The sequence below is a fragment of the Arthrobacter dokdonellae genome (genome assembly GCF_003268655.1).
GTDB lineage: Bacteria > Actinomycetota > Actinomycetes > Actinomycetales > Micrococcaceae > Specibacter > Specibacter dokdonellae.
In genome coordinates this window covers 2,231,273-2,248,111 of sequence record NZ_CP029642.1, presented here as the reverse complement: position 1 = coordinate 2,248,111, position 16,839 = coordinate 2,231,273, and the positions used below count along the sequence as shown (strand labels likewise).

The following is a 16,839-nucleotide window of genomic DNA, read 5'->3' as shown; positions in this document are numbered from 1 at the left end:
GCCCCGGCCAAGTGGTCAGAAGTTGAACTTGCCGATGTTCGACTTATCGAATGTGGTTGGCTTGCCCAGCAGGACCGTACCGTCCGGGCCGACCTTGTATTCTCCAAGTTTTCCGGCCTTGAACGAGTCGCCGTCCTTTCCGGTGATGGTTCCGTCAATCAGTGCCTTGGCGGTGTAGGCGGCAAGGTAACCCAGGTCGCTGGGATTCCAGAGCGCGAACGACCCCACGGTGCCGTCCTTGATATAGGCGCGCATTGCATTGGGCGTGCCCAGGCCTGTCAGCGCGATTTTTCCTTTGTACTGCGACGTGGACAGGTAGCGGGCGGCGGCGGCAATGCCCACTGTCGTCGGTGAGACAATGCCCTTGAGGTTGGGGTATTTTTGCACCAGGGCCGCTGTGTCATCGTAGGAGGTCTGGTCGTCGTCGTTGCCGTATACCGTGGTGACGACCTTGAGATCGGGGTACTTCGTGCCGATGTAGGCGATCATCGCCTTGTTCCAGGCGTTTTGGTTGGTGGCGTTGGCGGTGGCCGACAGGATGGCGATGTCACCCTTGCCACCGATTTCCTTGGCAATGTTGTCGGCCTGGGCCTGGGCGATTCCCTGGGTGGAGGCCTGATTGACGAAGACGTTGCGGCAGTCCGGATTGACATCCGAATCGAAGGTGACGACCTTGACGCCAGCGGTCATGGCTTGTTTCAGGGAAGTGCACAAGGCGCTGGGATCGTTGGCGGAGAGGACAATGGCTCCAACGTGCTGCTGTGTCAACGTGTTGATGTAGCTGACCTGCGCCGATGCTGTCGCGGCGGTGGGACCCACTTCCTGGTACGTCCCGCCGAACGCGGTCACGGCAGACTTGCCGCCGTCGCCGTCAGAGGCCTGAAAGTAGTTATTGCCGAGTGACTTCGGCAGGAAGGTGATCTTGTAGTTCTTGGAGCCGCCCGAGGCGGAGGGACTGCCGCCTCCTGACGAGCAGCCGGTGAGGATGAGAGCGAAACCCAGAACACCGGCAGCGAGGCCGAGGAGTCGACTCGGCTTCCGGCCGGCCTTTAAGTGAGACATCATTGTTTCTTCCTTCGTCGAGTGTGGCAGGGCATGTGGTGGGTCTGGCGTCAACCGGCCCGCGGTCTGCGCCGCCGGGTCCGGTTGATGATCTGCGGGGTGATCACGGACAGTATCAGGACCACTCCGGTGACAATGGTGATCGCGTCGGAGCTGACATTCGCGAGCTGGAGGGCGCTTTGGAGCACACCGATTAGGAGGACACCGGCAATGACGCCGGGAAGGGCGCCCTTGCCGCCAAAGATGGAGACGCCGCCGAGGAGCACGGCAGCGATGACGGAGAGTTCAAGGCCGGTCGCGTTGTCGCCGCGCGCACTGGAATACCGCAACGTCCAGAACACACCGGCCAAGGCCGAGACCGCCCCCGTCAGCAGGAACGAGATGAACTTTGAACGGTTGACGTTGATTCCTGAGAAGGTGGCCGTGTCGGAACTGAGGCCGAGGGCGACCAGGCCGCGCCCAAAGGGTGTGAAGTGCAGGACGGCTGCGAACGCCAGGATGAGCACCACGATCAGCACCATGATCACAGGGATCCCTGTGGTCCCGATGTCTGCCTGGGCGAGGTTCAACCAGAACGCGGGGAAGTTGGCGATCGCCGTGGTGCCGAGCAGTCCGACGGCGATCCCCCGGTAGAGGGCGATGGTGCCGATGGTGACGGCAATCGAGGGCAGACCGATCACGGTGACCAGGAAGCCGTTGAGCGCACCGCAGACTAGCCCGAGCCCAAGGCAAAGCACAATTGACCAGCCGAACGGGGCCCCGGCCTGGGTGAGTAGACCCAGAAGGACGCTGCTCAGCCCCACGGTGCTCCCAACCGACAGGTCGATTTCACCGGTCATGATGACGAACGTCATGGGCAGCGCGATCATGAGGATCGGGGCCGTGTCCAGGAGCAGGAAGGTCAGCGTCGTGGTCGAGCTGAAGTAGGGCACGGCGATCGCAGCCACCACCCAAGCGAGGATCAGCGCCCCGATCACGGTCGCTTCCCTCGATACCAGCAGCCGTCGCCAGAGCGGGCTGCCATAGGCCGGAATCCTGCGGTCGCTGCCACCGAGCGGTCCTCTGGAATTAACGTCGATGCTGGTCATGAGCTGATCTCCCTGGCCGCGATGAGCCGTCTGGACACTCGCAGGGCGAGGTAGCGGTCGAGCACAATGGCCCCGATGATGAGCAGCCCGACGACTGCCTGCTGCCAGAAGCTCTGGACGCCAAGGATCGGCAGTGCCCGGCTGATGGTCGTGAGGAGGAAGGCGCCGATGGCGGCGCCGTAAATCGAGCCGCTGCCACCGAAAATGGCCACGCCTCCAATAACGGCGGCACCGACGGCCTGAAGTTCCAGTCCGGACCCCGTCTGCGAGTTACTCGTGCCGTAGCGGGCGGCGAAGAGCACGCCGGCCAGCCCGGCCAGCGCACCGGAAATGATGAACGCACCAAGTATCCTGCGGCGTACCTTCAAGCCAAAGAGTTCGGCCGCGGCGGGATCTGAGCCGATGGCGTAGAGTTCGCGGCCGCTGCGCTTGTTGCGCATGTACCAGCCGGCCACCAGCACCACTACCATGGCGATGATGAACAGGTACGGAATGGCGGCCACTGAGTTTGTTCCAATATCAAGGAAGGAGGCGGGCAGCTGGGACGGGTTGATCTGGTTGCTGCCCGTCCACAGGACGTTGATCCCCCGATAGGCATACAGCGTCCCCAGCGTGATGACCAGCGCGGGAACCTTGGCGAAAGACACCAGGACTCCGTTGACGAGTCCCAGGACGGCCCCGGCGGCAGCCCCGATCAGAAACACGGCTATCACCGGGACGCCCGGAACACCGATGAAGAGCTGCCCGGTCAAGTAGGCGGTCAGTCCCACGACAGAGCCCACTGAGAGGTCCACGCTGCGGGTGATGATGACCATGGCCTGCCCGACGGCGAGCAGGAGCAACATTGCGGGGGTCAGGAGCAGGTCCCGCCACCCGTCGGTCGAGAAAAGAAAGCTCGGGTTGACGATGGTCGTGGCAACGACAATGACAACAATGACCAGGAAAATGCCCGTCTCCCGGGCCCGGGCGAGCCGGCCAAGCCCGTGCCGGACTGCCGCGAGCCCTGGCCGGGGCCGCGCTCCAGAGTTCATTGCGGCCTTGCGTGGTGACAGTGTTGTCATCAGTCGGTCTCCCCTGCAGCATGCGTGGCGGCGTACATGATATTTTCGCCGGTCGCCACCGCGCGGTCGATTTCCGCGGTGATCCGGCCTTCTCGGACCACCAGGACACGGTCCGCCATCCCCAGCACCTCCGGCAGTTCAGAGGAGATCATCAAGATGGCCAGTCCCCGGCCGGCCAGTTCACTGATCAACCGATGGACTTCAGCCTTGGTGCCAACATCGATCCCCCGCGTGGGCTCATCGATGATCAAAACCTGCGGGTTGGTCGCCAGCCATTTTGCAAGGACGACCTTTTGCTGGTTACCGCCGCTGAGGGTCCCCACCAAGGTATCCAGCGAACTTGCCTTGACCTGCAGGCGGCTCGACCATATTGCTGCCGCCGCATTTTCGGCTTTCGAACCCAGAAAACCCCACCTTGAGAGTCCCTTGCGGATCGCCAGCGTCGAATTGCGTGCCACGGAGGATTCCAACACGAGGCCTTGTTTCCGCCGGTCTTCCGGAACAAAGCCGATGCCTGCCTGCATGGCCGCGCTCGGGTCGCCTTTGGGTATCCGTTTCCCGGCGAGGGTGACACTCCCCGCGCGATACCCGTCCACTCCGAAAATGGCGCGCGCAATCTCACTTCTTCCAGCCCCAACCAGCCCAGCCAGGGCGACGATCTCACCGGAACGGACCGTAAAGGAGACATCATGGAAGAGCCCCGTTGACTCAAGGTTTTCCACGCGGAGGACCACCTCGCCGATGTCCGCTTCCTGCTTGGGAAACAGGTTGCTCACCTCACGCCCAACCATGCGCCGGACAATCTCATCTTCAGTGACCTCCCCAATGGCGTCGCTGGAGATGAAGGCGCCATCGCGCATGACCGTGACCATGTCGCACAGCGCAAAGACCTCCTCAAAGCGGTGCGAGATAAACACCAATCCCCGGCCTTCATCCCTCAGGCTCCTGGCCACGGCGAAGAGCCGCTCAACTTCCAGGCCACTCAGCGCCGCTGTGGGCTCATCCATTACCAGCAGTCGGGCATCCAATGAAATGGCTTTGGCGATCTCAATGATCTGCTGGTCCGCGATCGAAAGTCCCTCCGCCAGGCGGTCGGGGTCAATGCTGACCGAGAGGCGCCCGAATATTTCCATCGCCTCGGCGCGCATCGCCCTGCGATCGATCCGACCCATGCGATCGGTGGGCTGGCGCCCCATAAAGATGTTCTCAGTGACGGAGAGGTCCGGGAACAGCGTCGGCTCCTGATAAATGACAGCGATGCCGGACTGCTTCGCAGCTGCCGTCGAAGTAAAGTCAACCGGCTCGCCGCGGAACAGGAAGGTCCCCCCGTCCCGCTGGTAGAGTCCGGCAACAATCTTTACCAACGTCGACTTACCGGCGCCGTTTTCCCCGACAAGGGCGTGGATGGAATTGGCATTCACCGTCAGCGTGGCGGATGTCAGGGCCACGACAGCGCCAAAGGACTTCGCCACGCCCTCGAGCTCAAGGACCGGAGGGCCCGCCGCCTGCGAATCCATCGACATTGATAATCCTGCTTCCACGACGTCTGACAAGGACAATGAAACGTTACAATGAACTCAATGTACCTGCCCCGGTTGGGCGGGTCAAGGGATTTGGTTCATCGTTTCATCCGGCATAATCGAAGTGGGGCATGGCAGGGAATTAATGGCAGAAAGTGAGGTTTCCGGGGTGGCTGCAGCAAGCATGAAGGAGGTCGCGGCACTCGCTGGGGTGTCCCTGGGAACGGTTTCCAACGTCCTGAATCGTCCCGCTAAGGTTTCAGTATCCACGGTTGCGAGGGTCCAAGCGGCCATCCACCAGCTCGGCTATATTCGAAACGACGCAGCGCGACAGCTTCGTGATGGCCACAGCAATGCCATCGGCCTGCTGATCTTGGATGTCGCCAATCCCTTCTTCACGGACATCGCCCGGGGGGCCCAAGTTCAGGCGGCTGCAGCGGGGTACTCGGTACTTCTTGGCTACAGCGATGACAAATCTGAACTCGAAGGAAGATACCTTGATCTCTTCGAGGAACAGCGAGTCCACGGAGTGCTAATCTCCCCCATTGGGAACGTGGATGAACGGCTTCACCGCCTCCGCCAGCGCGAAATTCCCGTTGTGCTGGTAGACCGTGTCAGCACCGATCCGTCCTTCAGCTCGGTGTCGATGGACGACGTTGCCGGCGGGATCCTTGCCGTCGAGCACCTGGTTTCCCGCCATCGACGGCATATCGGGTTCGTCGGTGGTCCACTGTCCATCCGACAAGTCGAGGAGCGGTTCCTCGGCGCCAGCCAAGTGGCGGCTGCCAAGGAGGGGGTCAGCCTGGAACTGGTGCCAACCGCAGGTCTGAGCATCGCCGAGGGCCGCCGGGCCGGCGCCAGCCTCGCCGGCCGGCCCACGGGGACCCGCCCCGACGCGATCTTCGCCGCGAATGACCTCCTCGCGCTGGGCGTCTTGCAGGCGGTCCTCCGAAGCGGCCTTCGCGTGCCTGAAGACGTAGCGATCGTTGGCTACGACGACATCGGATTCGCCGAAGCCGCCGTGGTTCCTCTCACCTCAATCCATCAGCCCAGCAATGAGTTCGGCCGCACGGCAATGGATCTGCTTCTCCAGGAGGCCAACCACCCCGAGCAGAAAGCCACAAGGATAGTTTTCAAGCCCACGCTCGTTGAACGTGACAGCAGCGGATAATTCGGGACCGGCCAGGGCTGTCCGACAGCTCAAATGTAGACCGCCTCCTCATGGGGCATCAAGAAACCTCGGGGACGTCCCGTTACCGGATCGCACCATTGCGCAGGCATGCCAGCCAGAATGTGACGGCCCCCCCAGCTGCACGATCATCCCGAGGCCAAACGCGGCAAAGCGTGCCGCTAAAGCAGTGCGGGAAGCCCACCAGTCCACTGCACAAATCCGTGGACAAATCCGTGGACAAATTCAACGTCGGTCACGCGCTTACGGCGCGCCGACCTGCGGAAACACTGTGCCCGAGGCGGGACTCGACCCAGCTTTCAGCCCTTGCAAACACTGGGAAGTGACAAACCAACGCGGCAATACGACCCAATCTGCCGCTGTCCGGGCCAGTCCCGAGGGAAATATGTTCCCGGCGGGAACAGCCCGCAATGGAACCACTATCCTCGACCTCTTCTAACCGCAAAGATGCGATTGTCACCGTTCGGTGACACAATGAAGGTAGAAGGGACGACGCCTTGAAATCTGAGAGCACCATAGACACTCCGTCCGCGGCCGGTGCATTGATCCGCCGCCAACGAATAAGTCAGGGACTGACCCAGCAAGCCTTGGCCGATGCCGCCGGTGTGTCGCGGAAATTTCTCATTGACCTCGAATCGGGCCACGAACGCGCAGAACTCGGCAAGGCCATGGAGGTGTTCGCAGCGCTCGGCCTGTCCCTCGCAACGGCAACACCCATCCCCCGCGGCAGCGACCATGACCCGGAACGGCGCGACTACGCAGCCACGTTCGCGGACCTTCTAGCCAACAGGGACTTTGAATTCGCCATCAAGATGCTCGCCGACTACGCCAGCGCGTCCCTGAAAGCCGGCAAGCCGTTACTCCAACGAAGCCCCCAGCTCAAGGATCCGCAATGGTCCGCAGCCCTGGCCGGGATCACCAACTACACCGCCCACCGCCTCAATCAACCCGCCCCGGCCTGGACAAGACGCATCAAGCCCCTCAAGCACCCATGGATGCCGGCTGATTCCTACCGGAGCGTCCGCGAACCAATGAAGAAACTTACCCAGTCCGAGACACCGAACGAGCTCGCCGCCTTGAACGTCTTCATCCGCGAACGCAGCCTGGCCACCGCTTGAGCGTCGGTGAACTTACTGGCGAGCAAATCCTGGCCCTCCTCCATGAACTCGCCAACCGGCTGGAAGCACGTGGCACACATGGTGACATCAAGTTGGTTGGCGGCGCCGCGCTGATCCTGCAGGGTGTCGGCAACCGCCCCACCGCAGACATCGACGCCAGCTACGCCGAGAAAACCAGCGTCAACTCGATCGTGGCCGAGATGGCCACCGACTATGACCTGGCTCCAGACTGGCTCAACTCCAACGCATCAGCATTCATCCCCGACAACGCCACCTGGGTCACCCTCGAGGAACTCGACGGGCTAACCATCCAGGCCGCTGACGACGAAACCCTCCTGGCGATGAAGATCGCGGCCGAACGAGACAAAGACACCCTCGACATCGCCCGGCTCCTGCGCAAACTCAACATCACCAACGCCGTCGACGCCGTCGACCTCGCTTTCGAGAAGTACGGCGAACACTCCATCCCACTCGCCGCCAGCCGCGATAACTACCTCATCGTCGTCGACGACGCCCTCGACGCAGCAACAACCCTCAAGCCCGAAACCAACCACTAGCAAAGGCGCCTCCGACGCCAAAATACCCACCTTCGAGTCACATCAGCGCGTCAGCTTTCGCCACCGCAGCCACAACGTTCCACGCATCTGCACGAGGCCGTCAGAACAGGACCACAACTTGCGTCAAATAGGGGACCGCAGCGAAAGTGGAACGGTTCAATGAATCGCCACCACCAATGCTCTTACCTCCAGGGCTGAAAAGTGAGTGCAAGAGAAAGTGCCACGAAATGCCAGCCAACATGTCCACTCCACCCATACTTTGTATAAACGAGCCATCTGCGACACAACCGTGAGTCAAGACGGCTGCGGCCCTCTGCGTCAAGCTGGTTGTGAGCCACCCGGTTCTTTCTGAATTGATTGAAGGAGACAGCCATGACAGTTGCGACCCATGGATCCACTCGTGAGGAAATCCGTGAATTCTTGCACGAGTACTACCTACAGCCGCACGGGACAAAGACTGCGTGGCTTGCCGCCCAGCAGGTGCCTGACTGGACGTTGCGGCGGTGGCGGAAGCTGGTATACGAGGGCGATCTCGACCGGAACCTGGTTCCAAGGGATCATGGAGTTATGGCCCGCACATCTGGCGAACGGTCCGCGTTTGAAAAAGCGCGTGCCCGGGAGATCGCTAAACACCAATCCGAAGTCGAACAGCTCAAGGACCGCATCCGGGAACTCGAGGGATCAAATACGGCCCTGGGAAAAGCTATCGGGCTCTTGCACGACTTGAACGTGCCAGAGCCCGCGACACACAAGACGAACGAGCCGAAAAGTTCATAGCCGCCGAGAATCACCTCATCCGGACCCTGGCGGAGTTCTCCGGCTCCCAACGGCAGGCGTTGAAACTGGCGGGCGTATCGCGTTCCACGTGGCATTACCGCCAGCATCCGCGTGAACAAGTCCAGGACCCGATCCACCAGGCTGAGCGCGCCTACGAGTGCCGCATCAGTCCCAGGGACCGGGAGCGGATCAGCGAATACATCATGCTGGGCTGGGCCGATCAGGTCTCCGTGGACCACTCCTTCGCCACGGCGTGGGACAACGGCGTCATGCTCGCCTCCCGGCGTACCTGGTGGCGCATCGCAGCCCAGATCGAGGACCAGATGCTCCGCCCCACGATCCCGACCAAACGCGATAACAAGCAAGGCCGGCGGGCGAAACCCGTGGTGAAGGCCACCGGACCCTGCCAGGCCTGGTCCTGGGATATAACCGATGTCTACTCACCCTGGAAGGGGAAAGCCTTCAAGGTCTACTCCGTGATGGACATCTTCTCCCGCCAGATCGTCGGGTGGCGGGTGGAGGAACGCGAAGCCGACCACCTGGCCGTGGAAATGTTCGAAACGGCCATCGCCGAACACGGTGCACCCCAGCTGGTGCACGCCGATTCCGGGCCGGCCATGAAATCCAACCTGCTCCGCGATGCCCTCACCGCGCACGGCGTGGAGCTATCCCATAACCGGCCCTATGTGAGCAACGACAACCCATTCAGCGAGTCCGGGTTTCGGACCATGAAATACCGGCCAGGCTACCCTCGCATCTTCAAGACCGTAGAGACCGCCAGGTCCTACATCGACGACTACGTGCCCTGGTACAACACCAAGCACAAGCACTCAGGCATCGCACTCTTCTCGCCCTCACAAGTCCATGACGGCTCCTGGAAGGAGGCCTGGAATGCACGCGACCACGCGCTTCAGCGCTACTACACCCAGAACCCCGGAAGATTCCGCCAGCGACCCACCACACCTGCCCCAGCCGACCTAGTCGGCATCAACCTCCCCCCAACAAAACCGGCCATACAAAGCGCTTAGTGACTCCACACAGCTTGACAATTTTCGCGGTGCGCGACTCAAGCGCGAATATGTGGCACCGCGGGAACAAATTGATGCGAAGATGTGTCCAGCGCTACCAGTGGTGTAGCCGCGCTGGTCTTGGGATGGAATGGATGACATGGGGTTTTACGTTCGCAAGAGTCTGAAGGCGGGCCCGTTTCGGTTCAATCTCAGCAAGTCGGGTCTCGGCATCAGTGCGGGAGTTCCGGGTTTTCGGGTCGGCACGGGTCCTCGGGGAAACTACGTACATATGGGCACCCGCGGTGTTTACTATCGAACAAGTCTCGATCAGAAGCATCGACGACAATACCTTACGGACCCTCATGCCTATCCAGCACATCCGACAGATATTGGCGCATCTGAGATCCATTTTGTGGACGTGACCGGCGCTTCACCACAACAGCTCACGCCGACCGGGTCCGATGACCTCATTGAGCAGTTGAATCAATCCGCTCACCGCCGACCATTGACTCGTTGGGTTGTTCTGGCTATTGTTTTCGTCGGCCTCTTCACGTTGCCTTTCGGGTTGCTGGTCTGGCTCCTGGGCATTCCATTCATTTGGTGGGTGGTGCAGCGCGACCGGGGCCGTCGAGCGGTCGTTGTCTTCTACGACGTTAATGACCAGCATGCTCAGCATTTCGAATGGATCCATGCTGCGGGTGCAGACCTTGCCCACGTCAAAGGCATTTGGCGCATCAACGAGTCCGGTGTGCTCGCGACAGGCCATCAGCAGAAGGTTAATGCCGGTGCAGGGGCACTGGTTCGCCGAACTCCGGTGACCATTTCTAATCATGGCCCGAAGCACCTGGTGACCAACATTTCGGTGCCCAGCATGAGCACGGGAAAGATCAATCTGTATCTTCTACCTGATCGGATCCTCCTCGAAGAAAACAGGACCTTCACGGACATCAGCTATGACGCTGTGAGGACCACCCATCGGATCGAGCAGTTCATCGAATCCCCTGCTGCTATTCCTTCCGACAGTGTTCAAGTCGGCACACCGTGGCAGTACGTCAACCTCAAAGGCGGCCCAGACCGCCGATTTTCGAATAACCCAGTATTGCCGGTCATGCGCTACGCCTGTGTGGAACTCGTCAGCTCGTCAGGGTTCCGTTGGATACTGCAGATTTCTAACACAGAATCCGCAGAGAAGTTTTCTCGCTCACTCCAATCGAAACCCCTTCTCGTGCCGCTCGAACACGAACATAGCCAAGCGACCATTCCAGCGCCACCACCGGTTCTGCCCTCGCCGCCCCTGCGTCATGTACCAGGACCTCAGCCGCAATCTTCCCCCAGCGCTTCAGTCAGTGGGCAGGGGGTATGGCGCAAGGAACAAGCGGTCGAATGGACGGCGCCAGACCAGTCCAGAGAGATTAATGGATACAACTTGGCTCGAGGTTTCATCTACATAGGCACGTTGAATTCCACACCGGGGAGCCTCGCTGATCCGGCTCTTGTTGATCCCGAGCTTCCAATCAATTCACAGCATCCAGATCTAGAGGGCAGCTGCCTGGCGTATTGGCCGTCGTATGCCGGGATTACCCCTGAAGGAAGGGCCGCGTTCCTGGGCTGGCTGGCCAGCGACCGGCGCCATCCCTCTACTCCGATCGGCTATGTATTCATCTACTTTTACGGTCTCGAACGCCGCGTTTTGGTCGATATCCAGGCTGATCCGTCACTGGCCCGGGAACTTCCGGCGATTCGAACCGAGGTCACTGAACTGCTCGAGGCCTACGGGGAGCAGAGCGGGTCCTTCCACGGGTATGCGTCCGGGTTAGTCGAAGTCATCGATTTCCTGCTGGCACGATTCCACGGCACCGGTCCGGCCAAGCTTCCCGCCCTGACACCAGATAAATGGCCGGTACCTTTCGCCCTACGAGCCGGACTGGGATCATTTGCCGCTTCGGGCACCCGTCTCCCGGCCGACTGGGCCCTGGCCTGGGCCTGGTACCACCCCGATATTTACCCTCGGACCCCCGTCACCCGGTGCCCCGAAGAATTCAACCAGCTATTCACCATCAGGTTCAGCCAGGCATTCCCCAAGGGCATGCTCCTGCGGAACGGCAAGTCCAGGATGAAGATAACGTACGCGGCTGCGAGTTCGGCGATCGGATTCGTCACGCAAACGCTGGATGACGTTCCTGCCGTGTTCGAGCAGAAAGCCGCAGGCCAAAGGCTTTCGGAACTGTTTGGCTCCGTCACCAACGAGCTCGATGGATACAGCCGGTGGCTGGGCCGGAATCCAAGCGGGAAAGGAACACTTCAGGCAGCAGCGCTGCTGCCCCCGGAGCTTCTCGAAAGCCGGCCCGGGGAGGTCGATGACTTCAAAGAATGGGTAAGCGACCAAATGGAAACCCCGGGCGCACCGTTGACCGGTGCAGACATCATGAATCACTGGCCCTCCACGTCTGGGGACAAACTGGGCAAACCCGAATCCGTCCAACTCGTCCAGCTTCTCGGGCACCTGAATATCGGCATGGAACCGGACGTAAGATTCGGCGGACCCAGCGTGTCCAGCTTGGCCCCCATTGTCCTGTTCGAAGCCGGACCAGACATGCCTTCCGCACCAACCCCGGCTTATGGTGCGGCCGCGACCATGCTTCATCTTGCGGTCGCGGTGGCAGGCTCGGATGGCACCCTCCACCCAAGTGAAATGGACCGATTGAGCGCACAGCTGCAATCGACGCTGGCACTCACCCCAGCCGAGAAGACTCGGCTCCAGGCACATCTGAGCTGGCTCTGTGCCACCGAGATCAGGCTCACCGGACTGGCCAAACGAATCGGCCAGCTCAACCAGGACCAGCGCGCCGCCATCGGAGACCTCGTGATCACCATCGCGGCCGCGGACGGGCACATTGCAGCAGCCGAAGTCACCGTAATCCAGAAGATCTACAAGCTGCTGGGCCTGGACCCGGAATCCGTGACGGGCAAACTCCACTCCGCCCTCACAACGCCCCCACCGGCGGTAACCCCCATCACCGTCAGGCCGCCCGGGACTCCGGATACCACTTTCCCACTCCCCGGCCGGACCACGGCCGTAACGGACCCACCGACCTCTGACCCGACAACCCTCGACAGGCACGTCATGGACGCAAAACTTGCCGAAACCGCCGCAGTATCGGCGCTCCTTGCGGACATCTTCCAGGATAACCTCGACAGCACCTCCATGATCCCACCCAGCCTGGATCCAGCACCTGCCGGTCAGGGAGCGGAGAGCCCGAGAATCGGGAATCTCGACGACGGCCACTCCGCGTTCCTGCGGGCCCTGGCTGACCTCGAACACCTGGACCGTGCCCGGTTTGACGACCTGGCGGCAGAACACGGGTTGCTGCCCGACGGGGCACTGGACGTCCTCAACGAAGCCGCCATGGACGCCTCCGAGGAGCCGCTGCTGGAAGGCAGCGAAATCCTGACCATCAATTCCTACGCACTCAAGGAGCTCCTGTCATGACGGAGTCGACACCGAGCATCATCCGCCCCCGCGAACGGGACGCGATCCTGCAATCCCTCCGAGCCGGCGTCGTGCCCAGGGCCGGCCAACAACATATCCAAGTCGGACGTGTCCACGAAGTCAGGGCACTTTTGAACGACATCGAACGCATCAGGGACGGCGGATCCGGCAGCCGGTTCGTGATCGGCGAATACGGGTCGGGAAAGACCTTCTTCCTGCACGTGATCCGTTCCGTTGCGCTGCAACAAAAACTGGTCACCGTCCACGCCGACCTCTCCCCGGACCGGCGCCTCCACGCCACGGGCGGGCAGGCGCGAAGCCTGTATGCCGAACTGATGCGGAACATGTCCACCAGGGCCGCCCCGGACGGCGGCGCGGTCTCGAACGTCATCGAACGCTTCGTGACCCAGGCACTGGGCGAAGCCCGGGAAACCAACACCCCCGCCGAATCCGTCATCCGGTACAAACTCGGACAACTGACGGAGCTGACCGGCGGATATGACTTTGCAGAAGTCATCGCCAAGTACTGGCAGGGCCACGACACAGGCAACGAGCAACTCAAATCCGATGCGGTGCGCTGGTTGCGAGGAGAATTTTCCACCCGCACGGACGCACGCGTGGCCTTGGGCGTGCGTACGATCATCGATGACTCGAACGTTTATGACCAGCTCAAGCTGTTGGCAATATTTGTCCGGCTGGCAGGCTTCGGCGGACTTCTGGTCTGTCTCGACGAGATGGTCAACCTCTACAAACTGGCAAACACACAGGCCCGAAATTCCAACTATGAACAGATCCTCCGCATCCTCAATGACTCCACCCAGGGCACCGCGGTAGGCCTGGGCTTTATCTTTGGCGGCACCCCGGACTTTCTCCTGGATACTCGCCGGGGGTTGTACTCCTACACCGCTCTTCAATCCCGACTGGCGGAAAACTCCTACGCAACTGGGGACCGGGTCGACTATTCCGGACCTGTCCTCAGACTCGCCAACCTCACGGCCGAAGACTTCTACATCCTGCTCTGCAAACTCCGGAACGTTCAGGCCGGAGGCAACTCGGAAGCGTATCTGGTCAATGATGAAGGGATACAGGCCTTCATGAACCACTGCTCCCAGCGCATCGGAGACGCCTACTTCCGCACACCCCGAAACACGATCAAGGGCTTCCTTGATCTGCTAGCTGTTCTGGAACAAAACCCGGGGCTGCATTGGACTGACCTGGTCGGCTCCTTCGCCGCCGTCAGGGAATCAAACCCGGACCTCGAACCACTGGACAGCCCGGAGGCGACGGCAGCTAATGTCGTTCAGCGGCCACCATCCGCGGCATCCTCTACTGAACCCGTCTCTGTATTTGCACAGGAAGATCCCGACGGCGATGAACTCACCAGCTTCAGGCTCTGAACTGGAAACCGACCCGGCCGCCGCGTACGGCCAGCTGCATCCCCGTATCCAGGAATGGGTCTGGAAACAAGGCTGGAAATACCTCAGGAACACCCAAGCACAGGCAGTCGCACCGATCATGGCGGCGGATCGCGATGTCATCATCAGTGCCGCCACGGCCTCCGGCAAGACAGAAGCCGCATGGATCCCGATCTGCTCCGTCCTTGCCGCCCAAGTCGACTCCGGCACCGGGCTCCCAGGGGTCAAGGCCTTATGCGTCAGCCCGCTGAAGGCCTTGATCAACGACCAGTACGGCAGGCTGGAATCCCTCGGTGCCGCAGCCGGTGTTCCGGTCCACCGGCGGCACGGCGATGTTCCCGGCTCCGCACGCAAAGCCCTCCGCGATGCCCCCGACGGCATACTACTCATCACGCCTGAGTCTCTCGAAGCGTTGTTCGTCAACCAGGGGAGCACAGTAATGAAGCTCCTGGGCGGGCTGCAATACGTCGTCATCGACGAGCTCCATTCCTTCATAGGCAGCGAACGAGGGGCACAGTTGCAGTCGCTGCTCCACCGTGTGGAACTTGCCATCCGTCGTAGGGTTCCCAGAGTCGGTCTTTCGGCAACTCTGAGCAACCTAAGCATCGCCGCGCAATTCCTACGCCCAGAAGCCAGCTCCACCGTCACCTTTGTTGGTGACACCGACGATGACCGTGCAGAACTGAAACTGCAGCTGCGCGGCTACCTCAACACGATCCACACCCCAACACTTCAGACGCAGGACGATTGGGACGACCTGGCGGGCGGAACTATCAAAGCTGAGATTGGCAATCACCTCTTCGAGACCCTTCGCGGTAAGGACAACCTCGTTTTTGCAAACTCAAGGGCCAATGTGGAAATATATGCCGACATCCTCCAACAAATCAGCGACAGCCGCCGCGTCCCCAATGAATTCCTCCCCCACCATGGCAGCCTCTCCAAAGAGTTCCGCGAAGATGTTGAGGAACGCCTTCGCTCAAGAGTTAATCCCACGACCGCGATCTGCACATCGACTCTTGAAATGGGCATCGATATCGGATCGGCCGACTCCGTTGCGCAGATCGGCTCGCCGGGAGGCGTCGCAGCCCTCCGCCAGAGGCTGGGCCGTTCGGGAAGACAAGAGGGAAACCCCTCCGTCCTTCGCCTGTACATCTCCGAAGAGGGGATCGACGACCGCACGCCGCCGGTCGACCAACTCAGGTCAGAGACACTCGAGACCATCGCCATCGTCGAACTGATGCTGGCTAGATGGTACGAACCACCCAACGTCGACAGTCTCCATCTGTCCACACTTGTCCAGCAGATCCTCTCCACCATCGCCCAGCACGGGGGCGCAGCGCCCGCCCAGCTTTTCAGCGCCCTGTGTGCCAGTGGCCCGTTCCAGTGCGTGCCCGCGCCCATGTTTAGCGAGCTACTTCATTGCATGGGTCATGCCAATCTTCTAATTCAGGCGACCGACGGTTTACTCCTCCCCGGCATAGCTGGCGAGAGACTCATCAACCACTATTCCTTCTATGCCGCATTTGAATCGAGCGAGGAATACAGGCTCGTCGCCGCAGGCAGGACCCTTGGCTCGATCCCCATTGACCAACCCCTCCTAGCCGGCGGGCTACTGATCTTCGCCGGACGCAGATGGGTCATCCGAAACGTGCATCTCGACGCGAAAATCATAGAAGTCGAACCCTCCAAAGGCGGCAGACCCCCCACCTTCTCCAGCAAAGGTCCACTCATCGCGGACGGGATCAGAAAAGAGATGCGCCGCATCTACGAAACAACGGACGTCCCTGCCTATCTGGACAATACGGCCCAGCGATTGCTTCTGGACGGCCGAGCGGCCTACAGAAGGTTGGGCTTAGACAAGGCGACAATCGTGCCCTGGGGCGACGAGACGATCCTGTTTCCCTGGGCAGGCGACCGGGTCATGAACACTTTGGCCGTTCTTCTCTCGGTCAATGGCATCGACACCAGTTTGGACGGAATCGCACTTAATTGTGCCCATACCACGCCGTCCATTCTCCGCACAGTCCTCGACGAGCTGGCAACAAGCGACTTGCCCGATGCCATCACTTTGGCACAAAACGTCGCGGCCAAGGTTCAAGACAAACACGATAAGTATCTCAGCGAGGATCTGCTCAACTCCTCCTACGCGGCGAAGAATCTTGATTTGCCCAGAACGAAGGAAACAATTTCCCGCCTCACACCATGAAAGGGTCTGCCCACGGTTTGGTCGTCAGCGCACCTGCGTCCTATCCGGGTGCCTGTACTCCCCAATCCGAAAGATTTCAGGCGCCGCCCACTGGATGCGGGAGGAGGCACCCGCCGAGCCAGCCCCGTCCCGGGAATCTTTTGAACTGACCGAATTCAGCAATTTGCCACGACCAACGTCGAAGTCGACTTCGCGGCCAGCTCACGTTGTAAACGCTCCATTGAACCATGAACAGGTATACGGAATTGTCGCTCACAGACTGGAAGGGATGGTGCATCGATCATCCACCGCTAAACCAGCACTGGATACCCATCCAGCCAGCTGCATAAAACGCGTGTACAGCGTA

At 60.8% G+C, this 16,839-nt stretch carries 12 protein-coding genes; 8 read left to right on the top strand and 4 right to left on the bottom strand.

The annotated features are described in order from the left end of the window. Nucleotides 1-15 precede the first annotated feature (15 nt). Genes rhaS through DMB86_RS09925 form a run of 4 tightly spaced genes read right to left on the bottom strand, consistent with a single transcriptional unit; the run spans nucleotide 16 to nucleotide 4,734 of the window. Complete coding sequence (gene rhaS, locus DMB86_RS09940; RefSeq protein WP_227878292.1) at nucleotides 16-1,065, bottom strand: rhamnose ABC transporter substrate-binding protein; 1,050 nt, start codon at nucleotides 1,063-1,065, stop codon at nucleotides 16-18. Nucleotides 1,066-1,112: 47 nt separating this feature from the next. Then, a complete protein-coding gene (locus tag DMB86_RS09935) occupies nucleotides 1,113-2,150 on the bottom strand; it encodes an ABC transporter permease (protein WP_113717616.1) in 1,038 nt (345 codons plus the stop codon). Further along, complete coding sequence (locus DMB86_RS09930) at nucleotides 2,147-3,181, bottom strand: ABC transporter permease (RefSeq protein WP_227878291.1); 1,035 nt, start codon at nucleotides 3,179-3,181, stop codon at nucleotides 2,147-2,149. The genes DMB86_RS09935 and DMB86_RS09930 overlap by 4 nt, the downstream gene beginning before the upstream one ends. A 29-nt stretch (nucleotides 3,182-3,210) precedes the next feature. Further along, a complete protein-coding gene (locus tag DMB86_RS09925) occupies nucleotides 3,211-4,734 on the bottom strand; it encodes a sugar ABC transporter ATP-binding protein (RefSeq protein ID WP_418202326.1) in 1,524 nt (507 codons plus the stop codon). 142 nt (nucleotides 4,735-4,876) lie between these two features. On the opposite strand from DMB86_RS09925, the gene DMB86_RS09920 reads away from it, so the two are divergent. The 8 genes from DMB86_RS09920 to DMB86_RS09885 all read left to right on the top strand — a co-directional run bounded on the left by DMB86_RS09920 (nucleotide 4,877) and on the right by DMB86_RS09885 (nucleotide 16,493). After that, nucleotides 4,877-5,902, top strand: coding sequence for a LacI family DNA-binding transcriptional regulator (locus DMB86_RS09920; RefSeq protein ID WP_227878290.1), 1,026 nt, complete (start codon nucleotides 4,877-4,879; stop codon nucleotides 5,900-5,902). A 515-nt stretch (nucleotides 5,903-6,417) separates the two neighbouring features. Then, nucleotides 6,418-7,038: a helix-turn-helix domain-containing protein gene (locus tag DMB86_RS09915; protein ID WP_227878289.1), complete on the top strand. Its 621-nt coding sequence runs from the start codon at nucleotides 6,418-6,420 to the stop codon at nucleotides 7,036-7,038. Then, nucleotides 7,035-7,595: a DUF6036 family nucleotidyltransferase gene (locus DMB86_RS20995; RefSeq protein ID WP_227878288.1), complete on the top strand. Its 561-nt coding sequence runs from the start codon at nucleotides 7,035-7,037 to the stop codon at nucleotides 7,593-7,595. The genes DMB86_RS09915 and DMB86_RS20995 overlap by 4 nt, the downstream gene beginning before the upstream one ends. A 372-nt stretch (nucleotides 7,596-7,967) precedes the next feature. Beyond that, nucleotides 7,968-8,372 carry a hypothetical protein gene (locus DMB86_RS09905; RefSeq protein ID WP_113717614.1) on the top strand — a complete coding sequence of 135 codons (405 nt, stop codon included), beginning with the start codon at nucleotides 7,968-7,970 and terminating at the stop codon, nucleotides 8,370-8,372. Nucleotides 8,373-8,431: 59 nt separating this feature from the next. Continuing rightward, nucleotides 8,432-9,400, top strand: a complete 969-nt coding sequence (locus tag DMB86_RS09900) for a DDE-type integrase/transposase/recombinase (protein ID WP_113717613.1) — start codon at nucleotides 8,432-8,434, stop codon at nucleotides 9,398-9,400. A 130-nt stretch (nucleotides 9,401-9,530) separates the two neighbouring features. Next, entirely contained in the window at nucleotides 9,531-12,872 is a 3,342-nt protein-coding gene (locus DMB86_RS09895; RefSeq protein WP_113717612.1) for a TerB N-terminal domain-containing protein, read from the top strand. Beyond that, nucleotides 12,869-14,269, top strand: a complete 1,401-nt coding sequence (locus tag DMB86_RS09890; protein ID WP_113717611.1) for an ATP-binding protein — start codon at nucleotides 12,869-12,871, stop codon at nucleotides 14,267-14,269. The genes DMB86_RS09895 and DMB86_RS09890 overlap by 4 nt, the downstream gene beginning before the upstream one ends. After that, nucleotides 14,244-16,493 (top strand): DEAD/DEAH box helicase, encoded by a 2,250-nt coding sequence (locus DMB86_RS09885; RefSeq protein WP_171814442.1) that lies wholly within the window; start codon nucleotides 14,244-14,246, stop codon nucleotides 16,491-16,493. The genes DMB86_RS09890 and DMB86_RS09885 overlap by 26 nt, the downstream gene beginning before the upstream one ends. The last annotated feature ends 346 nt before the right edge of the window (nucleotides 16,494-16,839 follow it).